Genomic DNA, 19,712 nt, shown 5'->3' with positions numbered 1-19,712 from the left:
TCGTGATGTTATTTAAGCAAGTTTTTGATGAAGAAATCTAGTTGGTATTCCAGCGTTAACGGATCGTTGAAGTAGAAAACCTTGGCGTTAGCTTCATAAACGTGGCCGTTTTTTGCAGCCGTTGTATTTTTGTATGTCTCCGTTTGTTGGAAAGAGTTGTCGGCATCCGGGTTTTTGCTGAAAATCACGTAGTCGCCCATGAATTGCGGCAGAACTTCCGTCGACAAGGCATAATAGCCTTCTTTCAGAGCTGTTTCCTTCACTTTGGCAGGCATAGGCAATTTCATTTCCTGATAAAGAATTTCCGTCCCACGACCCCAGTTATCGCCATATACGTAAAGCTGTTTGTCGAAGCTCTCGATGACGGAGATGGTTTTGTCCGCGCCGATTTTGGCTTTAATGTCAGTACCTGCTTTTTGTGCACGTTTCTTGAAATCGTCAACCCAAGCTCTTGCTTCGCTTTCTTTGTTCAAAAGCTTGCCGATCTCGATATGTTGGGTTAGATAGTCAACCTTCCCATACGTGTATGTAACGGTTGGAGCGATTTGCTTTAGCTTATCCATATTTTTGATCGTGGATAGACCGATAATAAGATCGGGTTTTAGTTCAATGATTTTTTCCAAGTTTTCATCTGAAACTTCCTGCACATCTTTTAGGGTTTTGTCAAAGTTGGGATTAGCTTTGGACCATGACTCCACACCGACAAGCTTCACATTTAACGCCATTACATTTCCTGCAAAAGCAGAAAGGACAATAACGCGCTGTGGATTGGCAGGTACTTCAACAGGCCCATCTTCGGACTGATACGTAATTGTTTTGGACCCAGCCGCAGTTGAAGCAGCCGGTGTTGCAGAGCCATTTTCTTTTTTAGGTGCTGCAGATCCGCAAGCGCTAGTAGCTAGCACTAGGATGAAGAGCAGGAATGGAATCAGTAGTTTTTTCACTTGAGTTGTCTCCCTTTAGTAAATTGTAAGTAATGCACATGGGTTTATGGGTCCGAGGATCTCTTCCGATCTCCGCATCAATGTGGAAAACTTGCTTGAGAACTTCAGGCTGCATCACTTCTTCACAATCGCCGGCTTTGACAATTTCGCCATCTTTCAAAGCGATGATGTAATCCGCGAAGCGAGCGGCTTGGTTCAAATCGTGCAGCACCATGACAATCGTTCGATCTTGTTCCCGATTCAAGCGCTGCAATAGCTCCAGCACCTCTAGTTGATGGGCCAAGTCCAAGTAGGTCGTAGGCTCATCCAGGAAAATAATATCGGTTTCCTGGGCGATCGCCATCGCAATCCAAACGCGCTGCCGTTGACCGCCGGATAAGGAATCGACAGGCCTGTATTTAAAATCTTGGGTGCCTGTCACTTCGAGCGCCCAGTCGATGGCGTCATAGTCCTTTTTTGTCAATCGGCCAAAGCCGGTTTGATAAGGGAAGCGGCCATAAGACACTAATTCACCGACGGTCAATCCGCTGGCGCTTTCAGGCGTCTGTGGCAGGATCGCCATTTTTTTGGCGAGCACTTTGGTGTTTTCTTTTGAGATAAGTGCTCCGTCCAGTACGATACGACCGGATTGGTGAGGAATAATCCGTGTTGTTGCTTTTAAAAGGGTGGACTTGCCGCAGCCGTTAGCACCGATAATGGTCGTAATTTTTTTGTCGGGAATGGCGGCACTAAGATTTTTGACAATCGAACGTTCTCCATAACCAATGTTGAGTTCATCTATATACAGGCGAACCATAAGACACCTCCATGATGTCATCGATAGTGATAATCATTATCATCACGATAACTAAACATACTTTAAGCCACTAGATTAAGGTTGTCAATGATTATTTTGTTGTCAAAAGAAAAGAATAGCTTTATATTTAATTGATAATGATAATCAATTGCATACAAGTAATGAGGAGTGAACGTTTATGGATAATCAGGAATTGTTTGATGTCACGATCATCGGAGGAGGCCCGGCAGGGCTTTACTCTGCTTTCTATAGCGGCTTGAGAGAAATGAAAACGAAGATTATTGAGTATCAGCCACAGCTTGGCGGCAAAGTGCATGTTTACCCGGAAAAGATGATCTGGGACGTTGGCGGTCATACGCCGCTGCCTGGCGCAAAGCTGATCAAGAAACTTGTCGAACAAGGATTAACCTTCTCGCCGGAGGTTGTCTTAAGTGAGAAAGTCGAGTCGATCAGGCGCAATGAAGACGGGATCTTTGAACTGCTCACTGCATCCGGTGTTAAGCATTTGTCGAAAACAGTGATAGTCGCAGTAGGCGGGGGCATTCTCAATCCCAAAAGGCTGGAAATCGAGGGCGCGGAGCGGTATGAGGTATCTAATTTAAACTATACGGTAAAGTCCCTGGAGCGCTTTAAGGGTAAAACGGTTGTCATCTCTGGCGGCGGCAATTCAGCCGTTGACTGGGCTAATGAGCTGGAGCCTGTAGCTGGAAAGGTCTATTTAACGTATCGCAAGGATGCGCTCTCCGGTCATGAAGCTCAAGTGAAGCAGCTTTTGGAAAGCTCCGTGCAATGTATCTTTAATTCGTCCATTTCTAAATTAATTGCCGGCGCAAATCACGAGACAATTGAGCATGTCCAGCTTGAGAATCACGAAACGGGTGAAATTTCGTATTTGGAAATCGATGAAGTCATTATTAATCACGGCTATGAGCGGGATACGACTTTACTTCAAAATAGCGAAGTGAAGATCGAGATTGTAGACGACTATTATATTAAAGGCAGCGCAGCGAGCGAATCTTCTATTGAGGGGATTTATGCAGCTGGCGATATTCTCAATCATGAAGGGAAAGTCCACCTGATCGCAGGCGCTTTCCATGATGCAGCGAATGCTGTAAATAAAGCGAAACAATACATACAGCCAGGTGCCTACAAGTATGCTATGGTTTCTTCGCATAATGAAGTTTTCAAAGAACGAAATCGGGAATTAGTGAGGCAAATGTTCAGCTAGCAGGAGCGCAAGTCTTCGATTTGTCAAAGAACGAGCGAACCATGCAATATCTGAGAAAAATACAGGTAAGGCCCACGTTTACAAATTTTTCCTAACAAAAGACGACAAGATTCCTTGGTATTCCCGAAAAATACTATAATCTTGCTCCCCTCGCTTCGACAGCTATTCCAAGCAGGGTGTTGTACTATTTTAGTACATACATCTAGGAGGTGCAGTGGTTGATAGATAAGACTATAAAGAGCAGAGCAGTTATGTTCGTGAAAAGTGAAATGGAGCGGGTTGTGAGGGATTTGGAAAGTGGGATCATCACTAGGGATCAAGCCATTGGCAGTTTGAATACACTTTTCAACATCGCCTCCGGGATTGAAGATACGATGCAAATGCAAATGATTTGCAGGATGATTTCCTACATACGAACGACAAGCTTTTACGGCCAAATCAAGAAGATGTATGCGAATAAAATGTTTCATGATCAGCCAGCACCATCTTCAGCACCTGCACCTTTACAAGTACCAGCTGCTGAAGAAATAGCAGCCTCTTCTATGAAAATCCTCGAGAAGATCGTTCGATAAACATGTTAGGGGTTCTACATAAAAAAGCCTTCAATCCAACGGTAGAAATGGAATGAAGGCTTTTTGACATTCCGTTCGGTCTTTAGTTGTTCGTTGGTTGGTCAGTGAAAATGTGGAAGCCTACGCCAAACTTGTCGACGACTTGGCCATATGCAGGGCTGAAGTGGGATTCCGACAGCGGGATGATGACGCGTCCGCCATCTTCCAGTGCATGGTAGATCGCTTTGGATTTCTCAACATCCTTGATCGAAATGCAAATGGTAACATTGGCACCCTTCTGAACAGGTTGTCCAGGGAAGGCGTCGGATAGCATCAGACGCGTATCGCCTACCATCAGCATCGCATGTCCGATAAGTTCATTTGCTTCTGAAGGGAGCGGGAAGTCAGGATTTGCAGGCATTTCGCCAAATGTTTGTACGAAAACTTGCTGGGCACCTAATGCCTTCTCATAGAATTGGATGGCTTCCTTAGCGTTTCCTTCCATAACTAAATAAGGGTCTAAGCGTAATGTCATCAACCTTCAGCTCCTTGGGTTAAATTTGATAAAAAACCTTACCTCTTATTATTAACACAAAATGAGAGAAAAATAAAGAACATATGTTCGATTCATTTGTAAATCTTTGATGAAACACTGGAAGCTCACTCCTCTTGTGTTCATGGACGATTTTTGGCACAATAATAAGTAGATGGTAAGCTTCGGCTGTTTCATAGAATTTGGACTGTAAGCGAAAGTCTTGAAAAGAGGATAACACATGAATAAAGGATCCATTTATGGATTAACGTTTGATCAATTAGTGGCTTGGCTCGCTGAAAAAGGCTTCAAAAAGTCGCGGGCTTTACTTGTATGGGATTGGCTGTATCGGAAACGGGTAACCTCGTTTTCAGAGATAACGGATGTTAAACAGGACTGCCTCCAGGTGCTGGAGGAGCATTTCGCCATCCAAACCTTGACGGAGCATCTGAAACAAGAGTCAGCGGACGGGACAATCAAATTCCTGTTTAGATTGATGGACGGCAACCTGATCGAAACCGTGCTGATGCGGCATAAATACGGCCTGTCTGTATGTGTAACAACACAAGTTGGCTGCAATATCGGGTGCAGCTTCTGTGCCAGCGGTCTGTTGGCCAAGAGCCGTGATCTGACGAGCGCAGAAATCGTGGAACAAATTATGAAGGTTCAGCTTCATTTGGACGGCAAGGGCGCGAACGAGCACGTAAGCCACATTGTGGTGATGGGAATTGGCGAGCCTTTCGATAATTTCAAGAACATGGTCGATTTCATCCGCGTCGTGAAGGATCAGAAGGGTCTTGATATTGCGGCTAGACATATCACCGTTTCCACAAGTGGTCTTGCTGATAAAATCAGAGAATTCGCGGATTCCGATTTGAAGACGAACCTCGCGATTTCCTTGCATGCCCCGACGAACGAGCTTCGGACGCGGATTATGAAAATTAACAAAGCGATTCCGATTGAAAAGTTGATGAGTTCGATTGAGTACTATCTGGAGAAAACAAACCGGAGAATTACGATCGAGTACATTTTGCTGAAAGACGTGAATGACGGCAAGGAGCATGCGATCCAGCTGGCTGAGCTGATTCAGCACATCCGCCAACTCGCCAATGTGAATCTGATCCCGTACAATCCGGTGGATGAGCATAGCCAGTACCAACGGAGCGAGCGGGAGTCCGTGCGGGCTTTCTATGATACGCTTAAAAAGCAAGGCATTTCCTGCAGTGTCCGGCTTGAACACGGAACCGATATTGATGCCGCCTGTGGACAATTACGCAGTAAACAAATCAAGAAATCCACAGAGGATAACTTGGTTGCTCAATAAAAAAAGAACCTTCCAGGCCCACAATTTCGTGGTTTGGAAGGTTTTTTTTCAATACTTGCTAGTTTCCCGACCGCGCATAAACATCAAGGCCAAACCGGCAACAATGAGCAGAGCGGCAAAGATTGGCTGATTGTGGAAAATGCCGGAGAAGAGCGATCCGATCGAGAAAATCGTAAAGAACAAGAGGGACAATACGGTCAAAATGTTGATCGGAATAAGCAGCCATTTGTTGCGTCCTCCGAACCAATACAGCTCGAACAAACCGACAGCGACCGCAAGCATAAAGCCAGGCCACATGAGATGCCAAATATCGAACAGCATGGATATTTGGCAAACGACCCCTGCTGTAAGCAGAATGCCGCCTGGCACTAGCACCCCTACGCCTCTGCGATGCATGATGAAGAAGTACAGCCAATGAAAGAACACGCCGACGGGAATGACGAAAAAGGTTGGCCAGAAGTATTCAAAAATGGTGCCCGTGCTGAATGTGATTTCCCCTTTTAGAAACAGGAAGATGCCTAAAAGAATCAAGATCGGGCCAAGAAAAGCGCTGCGGTTCATATTCACTATTTTCACTCCTATTGAATTATTCATTATATCTAGCATATCACGGTGCAAGAAGCGCGTCCTCTTGCTTAGGTATAGGAACTTCTCGGTCTCCAGACTGATTTTGCCACACCGAATTTCTGCATGGTCACTTCATGCTGGAGCTTCCTCCCTCTTTTATGAATGAAAACGACTCGAGCGTACACAATATAACGAGCTGTTTCCAATTTATACGAAAAGGAGAATTTACCTATGCAAGGCAAGTTGATCAAGTTAACGCTGCTGTCTCTCTCTATTGCTTTCAGTACGGCTCCAATTCGGGCAGAAGCGCATATGGATGACCGTGCAGTATCTGCTAAGCAGATGATGTACACGCAATCGATGGTACAGTTGAAAGGCGATCTAAGAAGACTATGGCTGGATCATGCGATTTGGACACGCAACTACGTGGTGAGCGATCTTGCCAATCTAGAAAATAAAGATAAAACCTTAGCCAGGCTGTTAAGAAATCAGAAGGATATTGGGAATGCGATTAAGCCATTCTACGGGGAGGCTGCCGGGAACCAGCTGGGTGAGCTGCTGACGGAGCACATTGTGCTTGCCGGCAAGGTGGTGGATGCGGCGAAAAGCGGAAATACGGCTGAGTTCGACAAAGTTAACAAAGAGTGGTACCGCAACGCGGACGATATCGCCTCCTTTTTAAGCAAAGCTAATCCAAATTGGCCGATGAAGACGGTACAGGACCTGATGTATGTTCATTTGCAAATGTTGACGGAAGATGTAAAAGCCATGCTGGCTAAGGATTGGGATGCGGATATCATGTGGTTTGATAAAGGCGCGGATCATCTTACAATGATCGCCGATGTGCTGACGGACGGCATTATCAAACAATTTCCGCAAAAGTTTAAGTAGAAAGTGAAAAAGGGACTGTTCCGAAGGTCATTTCAGACTTTCAGAGACAGTCCCTTTGATTTAGAAGAACTTCACGAGCTGATCTTTGATCTCCTCATTCGAACCGCCAACAACCGTTTGGAACTGCGGTTTGTCGAATAGAGCTTGAATTTGCTGCGGGTAGGTTTGTTCAATACCGCGTAAACGGATCGACTCATCGAATTTTGCCGGATGAGCAGTGGAAAGAGCGACCGTCACTTCGCTGTCCGCCGCGATACGGTCGGCAGCAGCGACACCACACGCTGTATGTGGATCAAGCAGATAACCATACTCCTTGTAATAGGAGCTGATCGTATCCAAACATTCCTCGTTCTGTACGCCGTACGCGGCGAAATCCGCTTGCACCGCTTGCAGCTTGTCGGCAGGAATGACAATGCGGCCTTCGGCTTTGAACTGCGCCATCAGGGTGGTCACGGCTTCTGCATCCTCGCCGTATAGGTAGAACAGGTAGCGCTCGAAGTTGCTGGCTACTTGAATGTCCATGGAAGGGCTGTACGTACCGCGGAAAGCTCCCGGTTGGTACACGCCTTCCTTCACGAAACGCTCAAGGATGTTGTTTTCATTCGTTGCAAGAATGAGCTTATGAACAGGAAGGCCCATCTTCTGAGCGAGATAACCGGCGAAAATATCGCCAAAGTTGCCAGTCGGCACGCTGAAGTTAACTTTAGCTCCTGCGTCGCCAGCTGCAACTTGGAAGTACGCATAGAAGTAGTAGACCGTTTGCGCTAAAATGCGGGCGATGTTGATGGAATTGATTGCGCGCAAGTGGTAGCGGTGCTTGAATTCAACGTCGGCAAACAGCTCTTTGATAATGCGTTGGCAGTCGTCGAAAGTACCCTCGACGGACAAATTCAGCACATTTTCGCTATCCACTGTCGTCATTTGCAGCTCTTGCACGCGGCTTACCTTCTGGTGCGGGTGAAGAATACAGATGCGAATGCCTTCTTTGCCGCGCACACCTTCAATCGCGGAAGCTCCGGTATCACCGGAAGTTGCGCCGAGGATGTGAATAATCGAGTTCGTCTTGCGGGAGACATACCCGTACAGATTGCCCAAGAATTGCAGCGCGATGTCTTTGAAAGCAAACGTTGGGCCGTGGAACAATTCCAACACATAAGTGTCATCGTTCAGGCGTTTAACAGGCGTTACAGCTTCATCACGGAACGTGCCGTAGCTGTCCTCAACGAGCTGTTTCAATTCTGCGCGCGGGATTTCGTTTTCAATAAATAGGGAGAAAATTTCAAGGGCCAACTCCAAGTAGGAGAGGTTTTGCCACTTCTGGAGCGTGTCTGCGGATAGTTGCGGGATCGTTTTGGGAACAAGCAAACCACCGTCGTTCGCCAATCCCATCAGGATGGCATCGATAAAACCGAGGGGTTCTACTTTTCCGCGTGTGCTAATGTATTCCATATTAGTCCCCTTATTCGAATGAATTTTCAGTTATTGTATCAAAAAACGAATCATTTGGACAGTGCGATCAGCCACGTTAAACAAAGAAACCTCCCATTTGGCATGGAAGATTTCAGCTTTTTACAAAAAATTATTCTTCTTTATCTGCAATAACGATTTTCCAAGCAGTACCGATAGGCGGCAGGCTCTTCGTTAAGGCAGGTCCGTAGAATCCAATGACATTTGCGCCCTTCACTAGCTTTGATGTCGCAACTTTGCTGCCGTTCTTGTCTACGATCGCCGTATCTTTCGTCAAATTCAGCACGATTTCGCTAGGTGAAGTTTCCGTTAAGCCTTCGCCTTTCACGCGGATTCGCAGATCATCCTTATTTTCGCTGCGCACTTCTTCAATAACACCGGCTGTTCCCATCAGATCTTTTTGTATTTTCGCATCCAGAACCGTTACTTTGGACGTTGGCGTTTGCGGCGGCAGGCTCATCGTCATCACCATGGAATGTTCAGCCAAAACGGTTAAGCCTACATGCAAATCGGCAAGACTAAGCTTAGTGCCATCGGCCATTTGAAAGACCGTATCTTTGTCGACGTTAAGAACAAGGCCGTCTGTGCCCACACCTTGAATGTGAATCAAGGCATGATCGCCATCCGCGCGAATGGAAGTGATGACGCCTGTTGCTTGCACGGTTTTGGCCTCTTCCTTCATGGAGAAAGAGACAGTGAGGTTGCCTTTCATAAAATCTGCAGCCAATGTGTCGCTAGGCGCGCTATAAGCTGTGCCCGCAGTGATCATGGCAGATAACGCCAGAATGGCAAAACTTTTTTTCATAACAGGATGCATGGAAGGACTTCCTTTCTATATGTAAAGTTGTCCTTAGTTTGTCCTTCTTACATAAAAAAATTTCCAAAATGTTGCAGGAACAGGAAAGTTTGATTAAATCGAACTTCCTCATGGACTTCACCCGAGCGAAACTATAGAATCAATTTATGTGTGTAACAATGGAAAGAGGTGGAATTCTTGTCTTTTATCATCAAGCTTCGGTGGTTTTTCAAAGAAAGATGGAAATATTATGCGCTGGCGATCGGTCTGTTAATAGGTGTTAATTTATTGACGACTATCCCGCCTAAAATGATAGGAAATACAATTGACCATATCCGCAGCGGGGATTTGTCCGCTACTGCTCTCAACCATACGGTCCTTTTGCTGATAGGACTTGCTGTGCTGCTGTACATCATGGCGTATGTGTGGATCACGACTTTATTCGGCAACTCGGCATTGGTTGAAAAGGTGCTTCGCGGCCGTTTGCTTGCGCATTTGTCGAAAATGACGCCGGCGTTCTTTCAACGCAACAGCACAGGCCAGCTAATGGCGTTAGCAACGAATGACGTGCTGGCGATCGGTCAAACTTCGGGGTATGGCGTAATGACGTTGGTGTCCACGATAGTAGGGGCATCGGTTGTTATTGTGATGATGGTTTCCCTCATCTCTTTTAAATTGATGATTGCGGCGCTGATTCCGCTGCCTTTTCTAGCTTTTGTGATCAGTAAATTGGGTCAAAAGGTGAGAGTGCGCTTCCTCGCGGCACAAGCTTCCTTCGGCAAAATGAACGATCATGCACTGGAATCGATTTCAGGCATTAGAGTGATTCGATCGTATGTACAGGAAGATCATGATCTAAAAGCCTTTGATCAAGTCACATCCGAAGTGATGAATAAGAACAAGCGTGTATCGATGCTCAATGCGCTTTTTCAACCGTTAACTTCCCTCATTGTAGGCTTGAGTTATTCCATTGGGATCGGATATGGTTCCTATCTGGTGTTTCATCATGAGATTTCACTGGGACAGCTCGTTTCGTTCAACATTTATCTGGGGATGCTGATCTGGCCGATGATCTCCTTCGGCGAGTTTATCAACGTCCTGCAGCGCGGAAGCGCCTCTGCTGACCGACTGGATACGGCTCTGACACAGAAGGCTGATATCGTAGATGTGGATAATCCGGTAGCGGTTAGTGTGCCTAATCGGATCGAAATGAAGGATCTCAGCTTTACTTATCCTACTGCGAATCACCCAAGCCTGGCGCATGTATCTTTCGAGCTTGAGCGGGGGCAAACCTTAGGCATTGTAGGCCGTACGGGAAGCGGCAAAAGCACGCTGCTCAAGCAGCTGCTGCGACAATACCCTGTTCCTCCTGAGAAGCTGCTGATCTCCGATGTACCGATTGAGCAAATTGCGATTGATCGGGTGAAAAGCTGGGTTGCCTATGTTCCGCAGGAGCATTTGCTGCTGTCCAAATCGATCCGCGACAACATCGCGCTCGGCAAACATGACGCTCCAGCGGATGAAATTGCTAGAGCGGTGGAGATGGCATCTTTTACCCAGGATATTGAGCAAATGCCGGAAGGTCTTGCGACCATCGTCGGTGAGAACGGCGTCATGTTGTCCGGCGGGCAGAAGCAGCGCTTGGCGATTGCCAGAGCCCTGCTCATCGATTCCGAGATCCTTCTGCTGGATGACTCGTTATCCGCGGTAGATGCCCGGACGGAAAGCCGCATCCTGCAAAACATCCGTAAGGAGCGGGCAGGAAAAACGACATTGATCTCGACACATCGGTTATCCGCGGTAAGCCATGCGAATTGGATTCTCGTTCTGGACGAGGGACGGATTATTGAAGAAGGAACACACGAACAGCTGATGCAGTTCGGCGGTTGGTACCGGGAACAGTGGGACCGTCAGCAGATGGAAGCAAGTTTAGATGAATAATGGCAGAAGGGAGGAGAACACGATGAATCAACCATCAACGGCAAGAAGGCTCGTCTCGTACGCGCTTGTCTATAAATTCAGGATTATCGGCGCGCTGCTCATTTTATGCTGTGCGGTAAGCGCCGAACTTGCAGGACCCTACATTACAAAAACAATCATCGACCAGCATCTTTCCGTAGATACAAGTCAGATGTCCTCTGTGCTGAAACTGATTGGTCTTTATATGGGGCTGCTTTTAGTAGCAAGTATTTGCAACTATTCTCAGGCTTATTTATTCCAGTCTACGGCGCTTCAAATCATCAAAAACATGCGTATGGACTTAATGCAGCACATCCAGCGCATCGCACTGCGTTATTTCGACAACACGCCAATCGGTCAGGTGGTGTCGAGAATTGCCAATGATACGGAGGCGATACGCGACTTATTTATGAGTTTCATGGCGACGTTTGTCGTCAGTACGATGCAGCTTATCGGGATTTTCGTCGCCTTGTTTATTTTGGATTGGCACTTGGCTGTTTATTGTTTGGTGCTGCCGCCAATTTTTGCTCTCATTATGAAGATTCACTTAAAATATTCCAAAGTGTTCATCACCATCATGCGTGCAAGGCTTAGTGACATGAACGCAATGATTAATGAATCGATCGTCGTCATGCCGATTATTCAGGCTTTTCGCCGCGAGAAGGTGACGTTGGACGAATTTGAAGTGCTGAATCGGGACCGCTATGTGAACCAATTGAAGCAGTTCCGCGTTTTTTCCTTGTCCTCCCGTAACATTGTAGGTACTATCGGGAGCTTGGTGACGGCGATGGTCATTTGGTATTTTGGCCGGGAGTCTTTGCAAGCGGCTATTTCCTTTGGGGTGTTTTATGCGTTTATCGATTATTTGGGGCGTATTTTTCAACCGATTATCGGGATTTTCGATCAGTTGACGAATGCGCAAAGGGCTTTTGTATCCGCAGATAAAGTGTTCGCTATCATGGATATGGAAGGCCAGGATGTTGAGAAAACGGATAAGGTGAGCCGTCCGGAAGGAATTGTGAAATTTGATCAAGTGACCTTTGCCTATAAAGAAGGGGAAAATGTGCTGAAGCAGATCTCCTTCGAGGCTCGCAAAGGGGAAACGATCGCTCTCGTAGGCCATACAGGCTCAGGCAAAAGCTCGATTATGAACCTGCTGCTTGGTTTTTATGAACCCAATGAAGGCAGTATCACCATTGACGGGCGTGACATCAGGTCGATGTCAAAGCAAGCGCTGCGGAAACATATGGGCATCGTTCTGCAGGATCCATTTTTATTTGCAGGGGATATTAAGTTTAATGTAAGCCTCTATAATGAGGAGATTTCGATCGATCGGGTAAAAAGCGCACTGAAAGATGTCGGCGCCGCACCCTTCATCGAGCAGCTGCCTCATGGCTATGATGAGCAGGTTGTGGAGCGGGGCAGCACGTTGTCCTCCGGGCAGCGGCAGCTTATCTCCTTCGCGCGGGCGCTCGCCTTCGATCCGTCCATCCTCATATTGGACGAAGCGACAGCGAGTATCGACAGCGAGACCGAAGGGCTGATCCAGCAGGCGCTGAAGGTTGTCAGCGAAGGGCGCACGACACTTGTCATCGCGCACAGGCTGTCTACGATCCGGGATGCGGATCAGATTCTTGTGCTGCACCGCGGAGAGATCGCGGAGCGCGGCAATCATGATGAGCTGATGGCGCTGAATGGCCGGTACGCGAAGATGTACCAGCTGCAGAAGGGCGAGTCGGCTGTGGTGGGTTAGGTTTAGATGCAGGCGGATCAATGATTATGGAGCTAACTAAAGGACTGAGGTAACCTTATCTACTATGAGCAGATAACGGCTCCTCAGTCCGTTAGATCTATAATATAAAAGCCAATTGGAAGAATAGCAGCATCGGAGTCCGTTAGAGTAAGGTGAACCGTCCATCAAACAACAATTTTAAAATCAGGTGTTGACATTTATCTTAAATTAAAGTATCTTTAAATCAAGACATCAAACACAAACAAAAACAACAACGAAATGAGGTGAACCTAATGAGCGAAGCACGAAATGATTCCTTAGATCTCTACATCGCACTTTCCAGGGCAAGTGAGTGGGTCAATGCACATGGCGACCGCGACATCCGCAAGCATGGATTGAACCGGACCGAATTTGGCGTACTGGAGCTTCTTTATCACAAAGGGGCGCAGGCTATCCAACAAATCGGCTCCAAGGTGTTGATGAGCAGTGGAAATATCACTTACGTGGTCGATAAGCTGGAGAAGAAAGAGTTTGTTGTCCGCCGGACATCCACGGAAGACCGAAGACTTGTTTTTGCGGAAATTACGGTTAAGGGCAAGCAATTTATTGAAGAAGTTTTTCCACAGCATATTGAAGTGATTGAGGGTGCAGTGGCTGGACTTACTGCAGAAGAAAAAAGGGTTGCTAGTCAATTGTTAAAAAAGCTCGGCAAGTTCGCCCAAGACGGTTTCAAATAGAAAAGTAGTTTGTCCTCAATGTAGAGGAGTAACTACTTTACCTTTTACCTAATATCTTAAATTAAAGATTCTTAAATTTGAAATGGAGGAGATTATTGATGAGTATCGCATTAGGATTATTGCTGATTCGTTTGGTAGTGGGGCTCAGCTTCATGGCCCATGGTTCTCAGAAATTGTTTGGTTGGTTCGGGGGCTACGGTCCGAAAGGAACGGGCGGTTGGATGGAGTCGATTGGTATTAAACCTGGTGTCGCGATGGCGGTTCTGGCGGGGCTGATGGAGTTTGCAGGTGGATTATTGTTCGCAGCGGGCTTGGGCACTGTGTTTGCTTCCTTGCTGATTGCCTTGACGATGGTGATGGCGATTGCCAAAGTGCATGGCAAAAACGGCTACTGGAACACAACAGGCGGTTATGAGTACAATTTACTGCTGCTTGTAGTTGTTATAGGTGTAGCACTAACCGGCGCTGGCGCCTACTCCATTGATGCATTATTATTCTAAGATTCTTTCTTCTCAGGGCAGGACATAACTAAAACTAACTAATAATTTAAATTATGAGGAGTGTTTTCAAATGACAAAACAACAAACAGCAGGTATTCACCATATAACAGCTTTCGTTCAAAGCGCACAAGGAACTGTAGATTTCTATGCGGGTATTCTGGGATTACGTCTGGTCAAAAAAACAATCAACTTCGACGCACCTGAAGTGTACCACCTTTACTTCGGGGATGAGCATGGCTCGCCAGGAACCATCATCACTTTCTTCCCTTGGGCCGGTTCCCGCAAAGGGCGTATCGGCGGCGGCCAAGTAGGTATCACGACGTATGCGGTCCCTACAGGCAGTCTTGCCTTCTGGGAAGCGCGGTTGAACCAATTCGGCGTAGCTTTCGAAAAAACAGAAAGATTCCATGAGACCTATCTGCAATTCGAAGATCACGACGGCTTGAAATTAGAAATCGTTGAGCGTGAGCAAGGAGCTCCTAGCACGTGGTCATTTGGCGGTGTTCCTGCGGACAAAGCGATCAAAGGCTTCGGCGGCGCTATTCTCTACAGCACGGCTCCGGACAAAACATCGCAACTGCTTGAACAGGTCATGGGGCTTGAGAAAGTTGGGCAAGAGGGAGCTTACGCTCGCTTCAAATCCTTTGGCGATATTGGGAATATCATCGATATTCTTGTGAATCCAATGCCATATGGAGCAGGCGGGGCGGGTACAGTCCACCATATCGCATGGCGGGCAAAAGATGATGCTGAGCATGAACTATGGAGAAATCATGTGCAGAACAGCGGGTACCACCCTACGCCGATTGTAGACCGTCAATATTTTAACGCGATCTACTTCCGTGAAGAAGGCGGCATTCTGTTCGAAATCGCGACAGATCCTCCAGGTTTCGCAAGAGACGAAGCTCCTGAGGCACTAGGTGAGAAAATCATGCTGCCGGAATGGTTCGAAGCGAACCGTGCTCAAATCGAGCGTAACCTGCCACCGATCGCGGTGCGTGAATTGGAGGGGAACGGACAATGAGACATATTTACCAACAAGGAACAGACGTAACGGCTCCGGTGCTCGTGCTCTTGCACGGGACCGGCGGCACCGAGCGCGATCTTCTGCCGCTGGCTCAAGCTATCTCCCCAGCGTCATCCGTATTAAGCATCCGAGGCAATGTGCTTGAGAATGGGATGCCGCGGTTCTTCCGCCGACTCGCGGAAGGTATCTTCGATGAGGAGGACCTCATCTTCCGCACCAAAGAGCTGAACGACTTCTTGGATGAAGCTGCCGTAGAGCACGGCTTTGACCGCCGAAATATGGTGGCCATCGGCTACTCCAATGGCGCCAATATTGCAGGCAGTCTGTTGTTCCACTATCCGGATGCGCTCCGTGGCGCTATCCTGCATCATCCGATGGTGCCGCGACGCGGCATTCAGCTTCCGGATTTGACCGACACCCCTATCTTTATCGGGGCGGGCCGCAATGATCCGATCTGCTCGCCTGAAGAGACCGAGGAGCTGCAAAAGCTGCTAGGTGAGGCGGGGGCCGAAATCGAAGTCCATTGGGAAAATGCCGGGCATCAATTGACTCGTTCAGAAGTTGATGCAGCGGGAACTTGGTTTAAGGCAAATTTAACTTAAATAATTAAGAAAAGGGGTGATGTCTGTGATCGCCATCGACCCTTCGAATCAAACCGAACGGGAGAATTACAAGCTGCTGATCGGCAGCATTATTCCCAGACCGATCGCTTTTGTTACGACTGTCTCGACAGAGGGCGTCCTTAATGCCGCACCGTTCAGTTACTTCACGATTGTAACGGCGGACCCGCCGATGATCGCCGTGTCGGTGCAACGGCGACAGGGCGAACGCAAAGATACATCACGTAATGCCATCGCCAAAGGAGAGTTCGTTGTTCATATTTCTGATGAGTCCTATGTCAATGAGATCAATCAAACGGCCGCTGCACTGCCGGCTGATGAAAGTGAAGTCGTCTTAGCTGGCCTGACACCTGTTCCTAGTGTGAAGGTAGCTATACCGGGCATCGCGGAAGCAAGCATCCGGATGGAGTGTGTTCTCGAGCGAGCTATAGCGCTTGGGGGGACCGAAGACGCTCCTTCTGCGGATTTGCTGATTGGCCGAGTGGTGCATTTTCACATCGCCAATGAGTTGTACGACAAGGGCCATATTGATGCTCAGAAATTGAGGCCTGTTAGCCGGTTGGCCGGCAACTCCTATGCAAAATTAGGAGAGCAGTTTGAGATCGAGCGTCCTGTTTGACGCATGGGGCGAGAAAAGCCATTTGTACCCGCTGGTGGATGGGGGCAGATGGCTTTTTTCTATTCATTTTATGCACTGGAAACCCGATAAATTTAGTATACTTACTAGAGTTACTCAGGGCGGAGGAATGATAGTGAAACGGAAAAATGGGAGTAAGCTGCGTTGGATTGGCGCAGTTCTAATGGTCGCGTTGCTGGTTAACTTTTACCAACCTGCAGCTTATGCATCTACAACAGTGGAACAAACGATAACAGGCCCGGCTTCGTCCATTTATGGGGAGTCAGTGCCAATTACTTCGGTTGTGGCGGATCGTGCAGCGAACGGGTCTACCCCCACAGGGAACGTAACATTCTACGATGGGAGCACAATGATCGGGGGACCGCTGGAACTTGTTGCTTCAGAGCCGGAGGTTGTTACTAAGAGTGCTGGGCTTGCTCCAGTGCAGTCTGGCAAAAAATTGACTTGTTCGGACTGTCCTGTGATTCAATGGGGTGGACTGAGTTACTGGGCGTATAGCGATACCAATAACAATTTCTATGTGTATTTGTATGCTTTTGATGCGAATAACAATCTGGTAAAGTCCTGGGAGTTTTCGGGGAATCGTTACGTGACAGCAATCACAGTAAATAAAGCGGACAAAACAGTCACGCTTGTCGGCCAAGATAATGTACTCACGACTCGAACTTGGGGAGAGCTTGAAAACTTCAACGCTTACACGGCCATGTCTTTTTCCGGTCTAGCCGTCGGTGAACATACGATAACAGCTAATTATTCAAGCAGTGACGGTATACATGGTTCAAAGACGTCTAGCTTTGTACATACGGTGTCTAAGATTCAAACCAATACGACGCTAAGCTCGAATGCCGGATTCATTTACGTCGGCGAGCCGATCACCTTCACGGCGACAGTCACCAACACAGGCGGCAGTCCGGTTATGCCGGGAGGGACGGTTACTTTTAAAGAAGGCAGCAATGTTCTGGGCACTGTGAGTGTCAACGGAAGTGGCGTTGCCAGCTTCACAACGTCGTCGTTGCCGGTTAGCGGTTACTCGGTTACGGCTACTTATGACGGAGATGGTCAGCACCTCAACAGTACGTCAAGCAGTTTGTCGCAATCCGTGCTAGGGATACCGACCGTAGTGACGGTTAGCGCCAGTCCGGGAAATACAACTTACGGGAATTCGGTAACGTTAACGGCTACCGTAACGAATGGCCAGGCAAGCATTTTTGGGCCGACGGGTACTGTGACGTTTAAGGACGGCTCGACAGTGCTGGGCACAGGGACGTTGAATTCGGGAACGGCTACTTGGACGGCCTCCAATTTGGACGTGGGAGCCCATTCAATTACAGCGAATTACGGAGGAAGCCTTACCCATACTGCGAATAGTTCAAGCTCCACTCCAGTGACGATCAATCTGATTCCTACGTCATCCACTTTGACGGTTACAGGAGCGACGGACGCGACTTCCACCTACGGGACTCCATTGACGTTAACAGCAACCGTGGCGAACACGAATGGCAGCTCGGTTATGCCAAGTGGTATTGTAACATTCAAAGATGGTGCAACCACCTTGGGTACCGCGACACTTAATGCAGGAATGGCTGATTGGACGATGCCAAATCTCGTCTCAGCAGGATCCCACGCGTTTAAAGCGGAGTACGGCGGAGATGCCAACCATGCGGTTAGTCTAGCAACGGCTGTCGGGCATACTGTTAACAAAGCAAGCACATCAACAACCCTGTCGTCATCAGGCGGGATTTCTGTTGGTGAAACGACGACTTTAACGGCGCAGGTCATAAATACCTCGAATCCGAGTATTAAGCCTACAGGTACAGTTACGTTCAAAAATAACGGTGAAAGTTTGCAAGTGCCAGTCTCACTAGACAGCAACGGCACCGCGGTGCTTACCACTCATGATTTGCCGGTTGGCGATCTCGTCATTACGGCGGAATATAGCGGTGATAGCAATCATGTCACGAGTGTTTCACAGTCAATCACCCAGCCGGTATCCAAAGCGCCGGTTACGGTTCATCTGTCTGTGACGCCGCAAGTGGGAGAAAGCATCTACGGGCACAAGGTTAGCATAAACGTGCAGGTAGCTAACGCAGGTAGCGGAAGTTCTGTCCCTACGGGGACGGTCATACTTTCAGGTACAGGTGGCTTCAGCAATTGGCCAGGTGCTATGACGCTGACGGACGGGACAGCAACTTGGGAGACCGAGCAGCTTGCCGTTGGCACGCATACCGTCCTCGCCAGCTACTTGGGGGATGAAGAGCACCTTGACGGGGTGTCAACGAGCAGCAGCTTGCAGATCAAGCCAATCCCTGTTACCGTCATGGTTACCGCTTCAGTAACGGAGGCTGTTTATTACGGAAGTCCAATCACGTTTACCGCTCACGTGACGAATACGAATGGAGAACCGCAAATTCCTGGCGGCCATATTGTTTTTAGTGGCGGCAATTTACTAGGCACACCAATAGATCTTGACGCTACAGGGACTGCTACAATTACATCAGCAGCGCTGCTGCCCGGAACATACGACATTCAGGCTGCGTATATTCCTGATTTGGTGCACGAGGAGCGGATTTCAGCCCCGATCACCCAGATTATCAAACCCAATACACAGGGGACTGTACTCATTTTGAATCATCCGAGTGGTATTGTTCAGCTTGGGGAACCTATTCAATTCTCCGTATCTGTAGGGAACTTGATCGGTGACTTGAATCAACCCGGCTACATTTCATTGAGAGAGAACGGTACTGAACGAGCGAGGGTAACGACAGACGTGTACGGAAACGCCGAAATTAGCTTAACAGGCGTGAGCTCCGGTACACACCGATTCACAGCGCTGTACGAAAGAAGCGGCATCACAGACGGCACGGAGTCTCCAGTGGTGACTGTTGTTGTGCAGCCTGCTTTGGCACAGCTTCTGCTCACGAGTGATGGCTATGGCAAAGTGCTGCCAACGTCCACGCCGTGGAGTGCAGCTGTTGTCCATGGTGCTAGCGCGGCATTCGTCTTCCACGCAGCTTCTTCCGAAGAAGGCACCAGCACTTCGCTGAAGCGAATGGATCCGCAGAGCAGCGAGCTGGGCACAGCCATCGCAGTGACGAACGGACAGAGTGAACCTATATCTTTCGTGGAAGGACTGAATCGATTCCAAGTCAATGTCGTAAGCATGGACGGTACAGCTTCGACCGAACATATCGTGTCCCTCTTTTATCAAAATGGGGAGAAGCGTTGGGATATCACCAATGTTCTCGCCGTGACGCCATTGCGCTATGATATGGATGGCAATAGAACGTTCGATAAAGAGGATGTCATCGCGTTATTGAAATTAATTGAGCGGGTTACCGCGGAATCACAGCGGCCATAATAGAAAAGGCATACCTCAGTAGCAACTACTGGCGGGTATGCCTTTT

General features: G+C 48.0%; 18 protein-coding genes. 12 read left to right on the top strand and 6 right to left on the bottom strand.

Annotation, left to right across the window (positions count from 1 at the left end; genetic code table 11):
* Nucleotides 1–8 precede the first annotated feature (8 nt).
* Nucleotides 9–944, bottom strand: a complete 936-nt coding sequence (locus tag AC3WTJ_RS32495) for an iron-hydroxamate ABC transporter substrate-binding protein (protein ID WP_492525271.1) — start codon at nt 942–944, stop codon at nt 9–11.
* Nucleotides 892–1,740 carry an ABC transporter ATP-binding protein gene (locus AC3WTJ_RS32490; protein WP_492525269.1) on the bottom strand — a complete coding sequence of 283 codons (849 nt, stop codon included), beginning with the start codon at nt 1,738–1,740 and terminating at the stop codon, nt 892–894. Before AC3WTJ_RS32490 ends, AC3WTJ_RS32495 begins: the two co-directional genes overlap by 53 nt.
* Nucleotides 1,741–1,918: 178 nt before the next feature.
* Here AC3WTJ_RS32490 and AC3WTJ_RS32485 point away from each other — a divergent pair, with 178 nt between their 5' ends.
* Together AC3WTJ_RS32485 and AC3WTJ_RS32480 are read left to right on the top strand one after the other, a co-directional pair.
* The gene (locus tag AC3WTJ_RS32485) at nt 1,919–2,968 is read left to right on the top strand and encodes an NAD(P)/FAD-dependent oxidoreductase (RefSeq protein ID WP_492525267.1); all 1,050 of its coding nucleotides are present in this window, start codon (nt 1,919–1,921) and stop codon (nt 2,966–2,968) included.
* Nucleotides 2,969–3,186: 218 nt separating this feature from the next.
* Entirely contained in the window at nt 3,187–3,540 is a 354-nt protein-coding gene (locus AC3WTJ_RS32480; RefSeq protein ID WP_407870003.1) for a hypothetical protein, read from the top strand.
* 82 nt (nt 3,541–3,622) lie between these two features.
* Here the strand turns inward: AC3WTJ_RS32480 and AC3WTJ_RS32475 are convergent, their stop codons facing one another.
* Nucleotides 3,623–4,054, bottom strand: a complete 432-nt coding sequence (locus AC3WTJ_RS32475; protein ID WP_407870002.1) for a VOC family protein — start codon at nt 4,052–4,054, stop codon at nt 3,623–3,625.
* A 238-nt stretch (nt 4,055–4,292) separates the two neighbouring features.
* Between AC3WTJ_RS32475 and rlmN the strand changes: the two genes are divergently transcribed.
* Nucleotides 4,293–5,375 (top strand): dual-specificity RNA methyltransferase RlmN, encoded by a 1,083-nt coding sequence (rlmN, locus tag AC3WTJ_RS32470; RefSeq protein WP_492525265.1) that lies wholly within the window; start codon nt 4,293–4,295, stop codon nt 5,373–5,375.
* 48 nt (nt 5,376–5,423) lie between these two features.
* On the opposite strand, the gene AC3WTJ_RS32465 is transcribed toward rlmN, so the two are convergent.
* Nucleotides 5,424–5,936 carry a hypothetical protein gene (locus AC3WTJ_RS32465; protein WP_407873191.1) on the bottom strand — a complete coding sequence of 171 codons (513 nt, stop codon included), beginning with the start codon at nt 5,934–5,936 and terminating at the stop codon, nt 5,424–5,426.
* 237 nt (nt 5,937–6,173) lie between these two features.
* Here AC3WTJ_RS32465 and AC3WTJ_RS32460 point away from each other — a divergent pair, with 237 nt between their 5' ends.
* Nucleotides 6,174–6,833, top strand: coding sequence for a glycosyltransferase (locus tag AC3WTJ_RS32460; RefSeq protein ID WP_492525263.1), 660 nt, complete (start codon nt 6,174–6,176; stop codon nt 6,831–6,833).
* 60 nt (nt 6,834–6,893) lie between these two features.
* On the opposite strand, the gene thrC is transcribed toward AC3WTJ_RS32460, so the two are convergent.
* Both thrC and AC3WTJ_RS32450 read right to left on the bottom strand, forming a co-directional pair.
* Complete coding sequence (thrC, locus tag AC3WTJ_RS32455; RefSeq protein ID WP_492525261.1) at nt 6,894–8,282, bottom strand: threonine synthase; 1,389 nt, start codon at nt 8,280–8,282, stop codon at nt 6,894–6,896.
* Nucleotides 8,283–8,412: 130 nt separating this feature from the next.
* Nucleotides 8,413–9,117, bottom strand: coding sequence for a hypothetical protein (locus tag AC3WTJ_RS32450; protein WP_492525259.1), 705 nt, complete (start codon nt 9,115–9,117; stop codon nt 8,413–8,415).
* Nucleotides 9,118–9,294: 177 nt separating this feature from the next.
* Here AC3WTJ_RS32450 and AC3WTJ_RS32445 point away from each other — a divergent pair, with 177 nt between their 5' ends.
* From AC3WTJ_RS32445 to AC3WTJ_RS32410, 8 genes are all read left to right on the top strand, one after another.
* Nucleotides 9,295–11,037 carry an ABC transporter ATP-binding protein gene (locus tag AC3WTJ_RS32445; RefSeq protein ID WP_492525257.1) on the top strand — a complete coding sequence of 581 codons (1,743 nt, stop codon included), beginning with the start codon at nt 9,295–9,297 and terminating at the stop codon, nt 11,035–11,037.
* A gap of 22 nt (nt 11,038–11,059) precedes the next feature.
* Nucleotides 11,060–12,808, top strand: a complete 1,749-nt coding sequence (locus tag AC3WTJ_RS32440; protein ID WP_492525255.1) for an ABC transporter ATP-binding protein — start codon at nt 11,060–11,062, stop codon at nt 12,806–12,808.
* 272 nt (nt 12,809–13,080) lie between these two features.
* Nucleotides 13,081–13,524, top strand: a complete 444-nt coding sequence (locus AC3WTJ_RS32435) for a MarR family winged helix-turn-helix transcriptional regulator (protein ID WP_492525253.1) — start codon at nt 13,081–13,083, stop codon at nt 13,522–13,524.
* 98 nt (nt 13,525–13,622) lie between these two features.
* The gene (locus tag AC3WTJ_RS32430; protein WP_157318409.1) at nt 13,623–14,024 is read left to right on the top strand and encodes a DoxX family protein; all 402 of its coding nucleotides are present in this window, start codon (nt 13,623–13,625) and stop codon (nt 14,022–14,024) included.
* Nucleotides 14,025–14,094: 70 nt separating this feature from the next.
* Nucleotides 14,095–15,048, top strand: coding sequence for a ring-cleaving dioxygenase (locus tag AC3WTJ_RS32425; protein WP_492525251.1), 954 nt, complete (start codon nt 14,095–14,097; stop codon nt 15,046–15,048).
* On the top strand, nt 15,045–15,653 hold the full coding sequence (locus AC3WTJ_RS32420; protein WP_492525249.1) for an alpha/beta hydrolase: 609 nt from the start codon (nt 15,045–15,047) through the stop codon (nt 15,651–15,653). The genes AC3WTJ_RS32425 and AC3WTJ_RS32420 overlap by 4 nt, the downstream gene beginning before the upstream one ends.
* Nucleotides 15,654–15,678: 25 nt before the next feature.
* Nucleotides 15,679–16,290 (top strand): flavin reductase family protein, encoded by a 612-nt coding sequence (locus AC3WTJ_RS32415; protein ID WP_492525247.1) that lies wholly within the window; start codon nt 15,679–15,681, stop codon nt 16,288–16,290.
* 133 nt (nt 16,291–16,423) lie between these two features.
* Nucleotides 16,424–19,666 carry an Ig-like domain repeat protein gene (locus AC3WTJ_RS32410; RefSeq protein ID WP_492525245.1) on the top strand — a complete coding sequence of 1,081 codons (3,243 nt, stop codon included), beginning with the start codon at nt 16,424–16,426 and terminating at the stop codon, nt 19,664–19,666.
* Nucleotides 19,667–19,712 lie beyond the last annotated feature (46 nt).

Source organism: Paenibacillus sp. FW101-FHT12H11 (assembly GCF_058790355.1).
The sequence above is the reverse complement of the archived record's forward strand: the minus strand, read 5'-3'. Positions and strand labels throughout refer to the sequence as shown.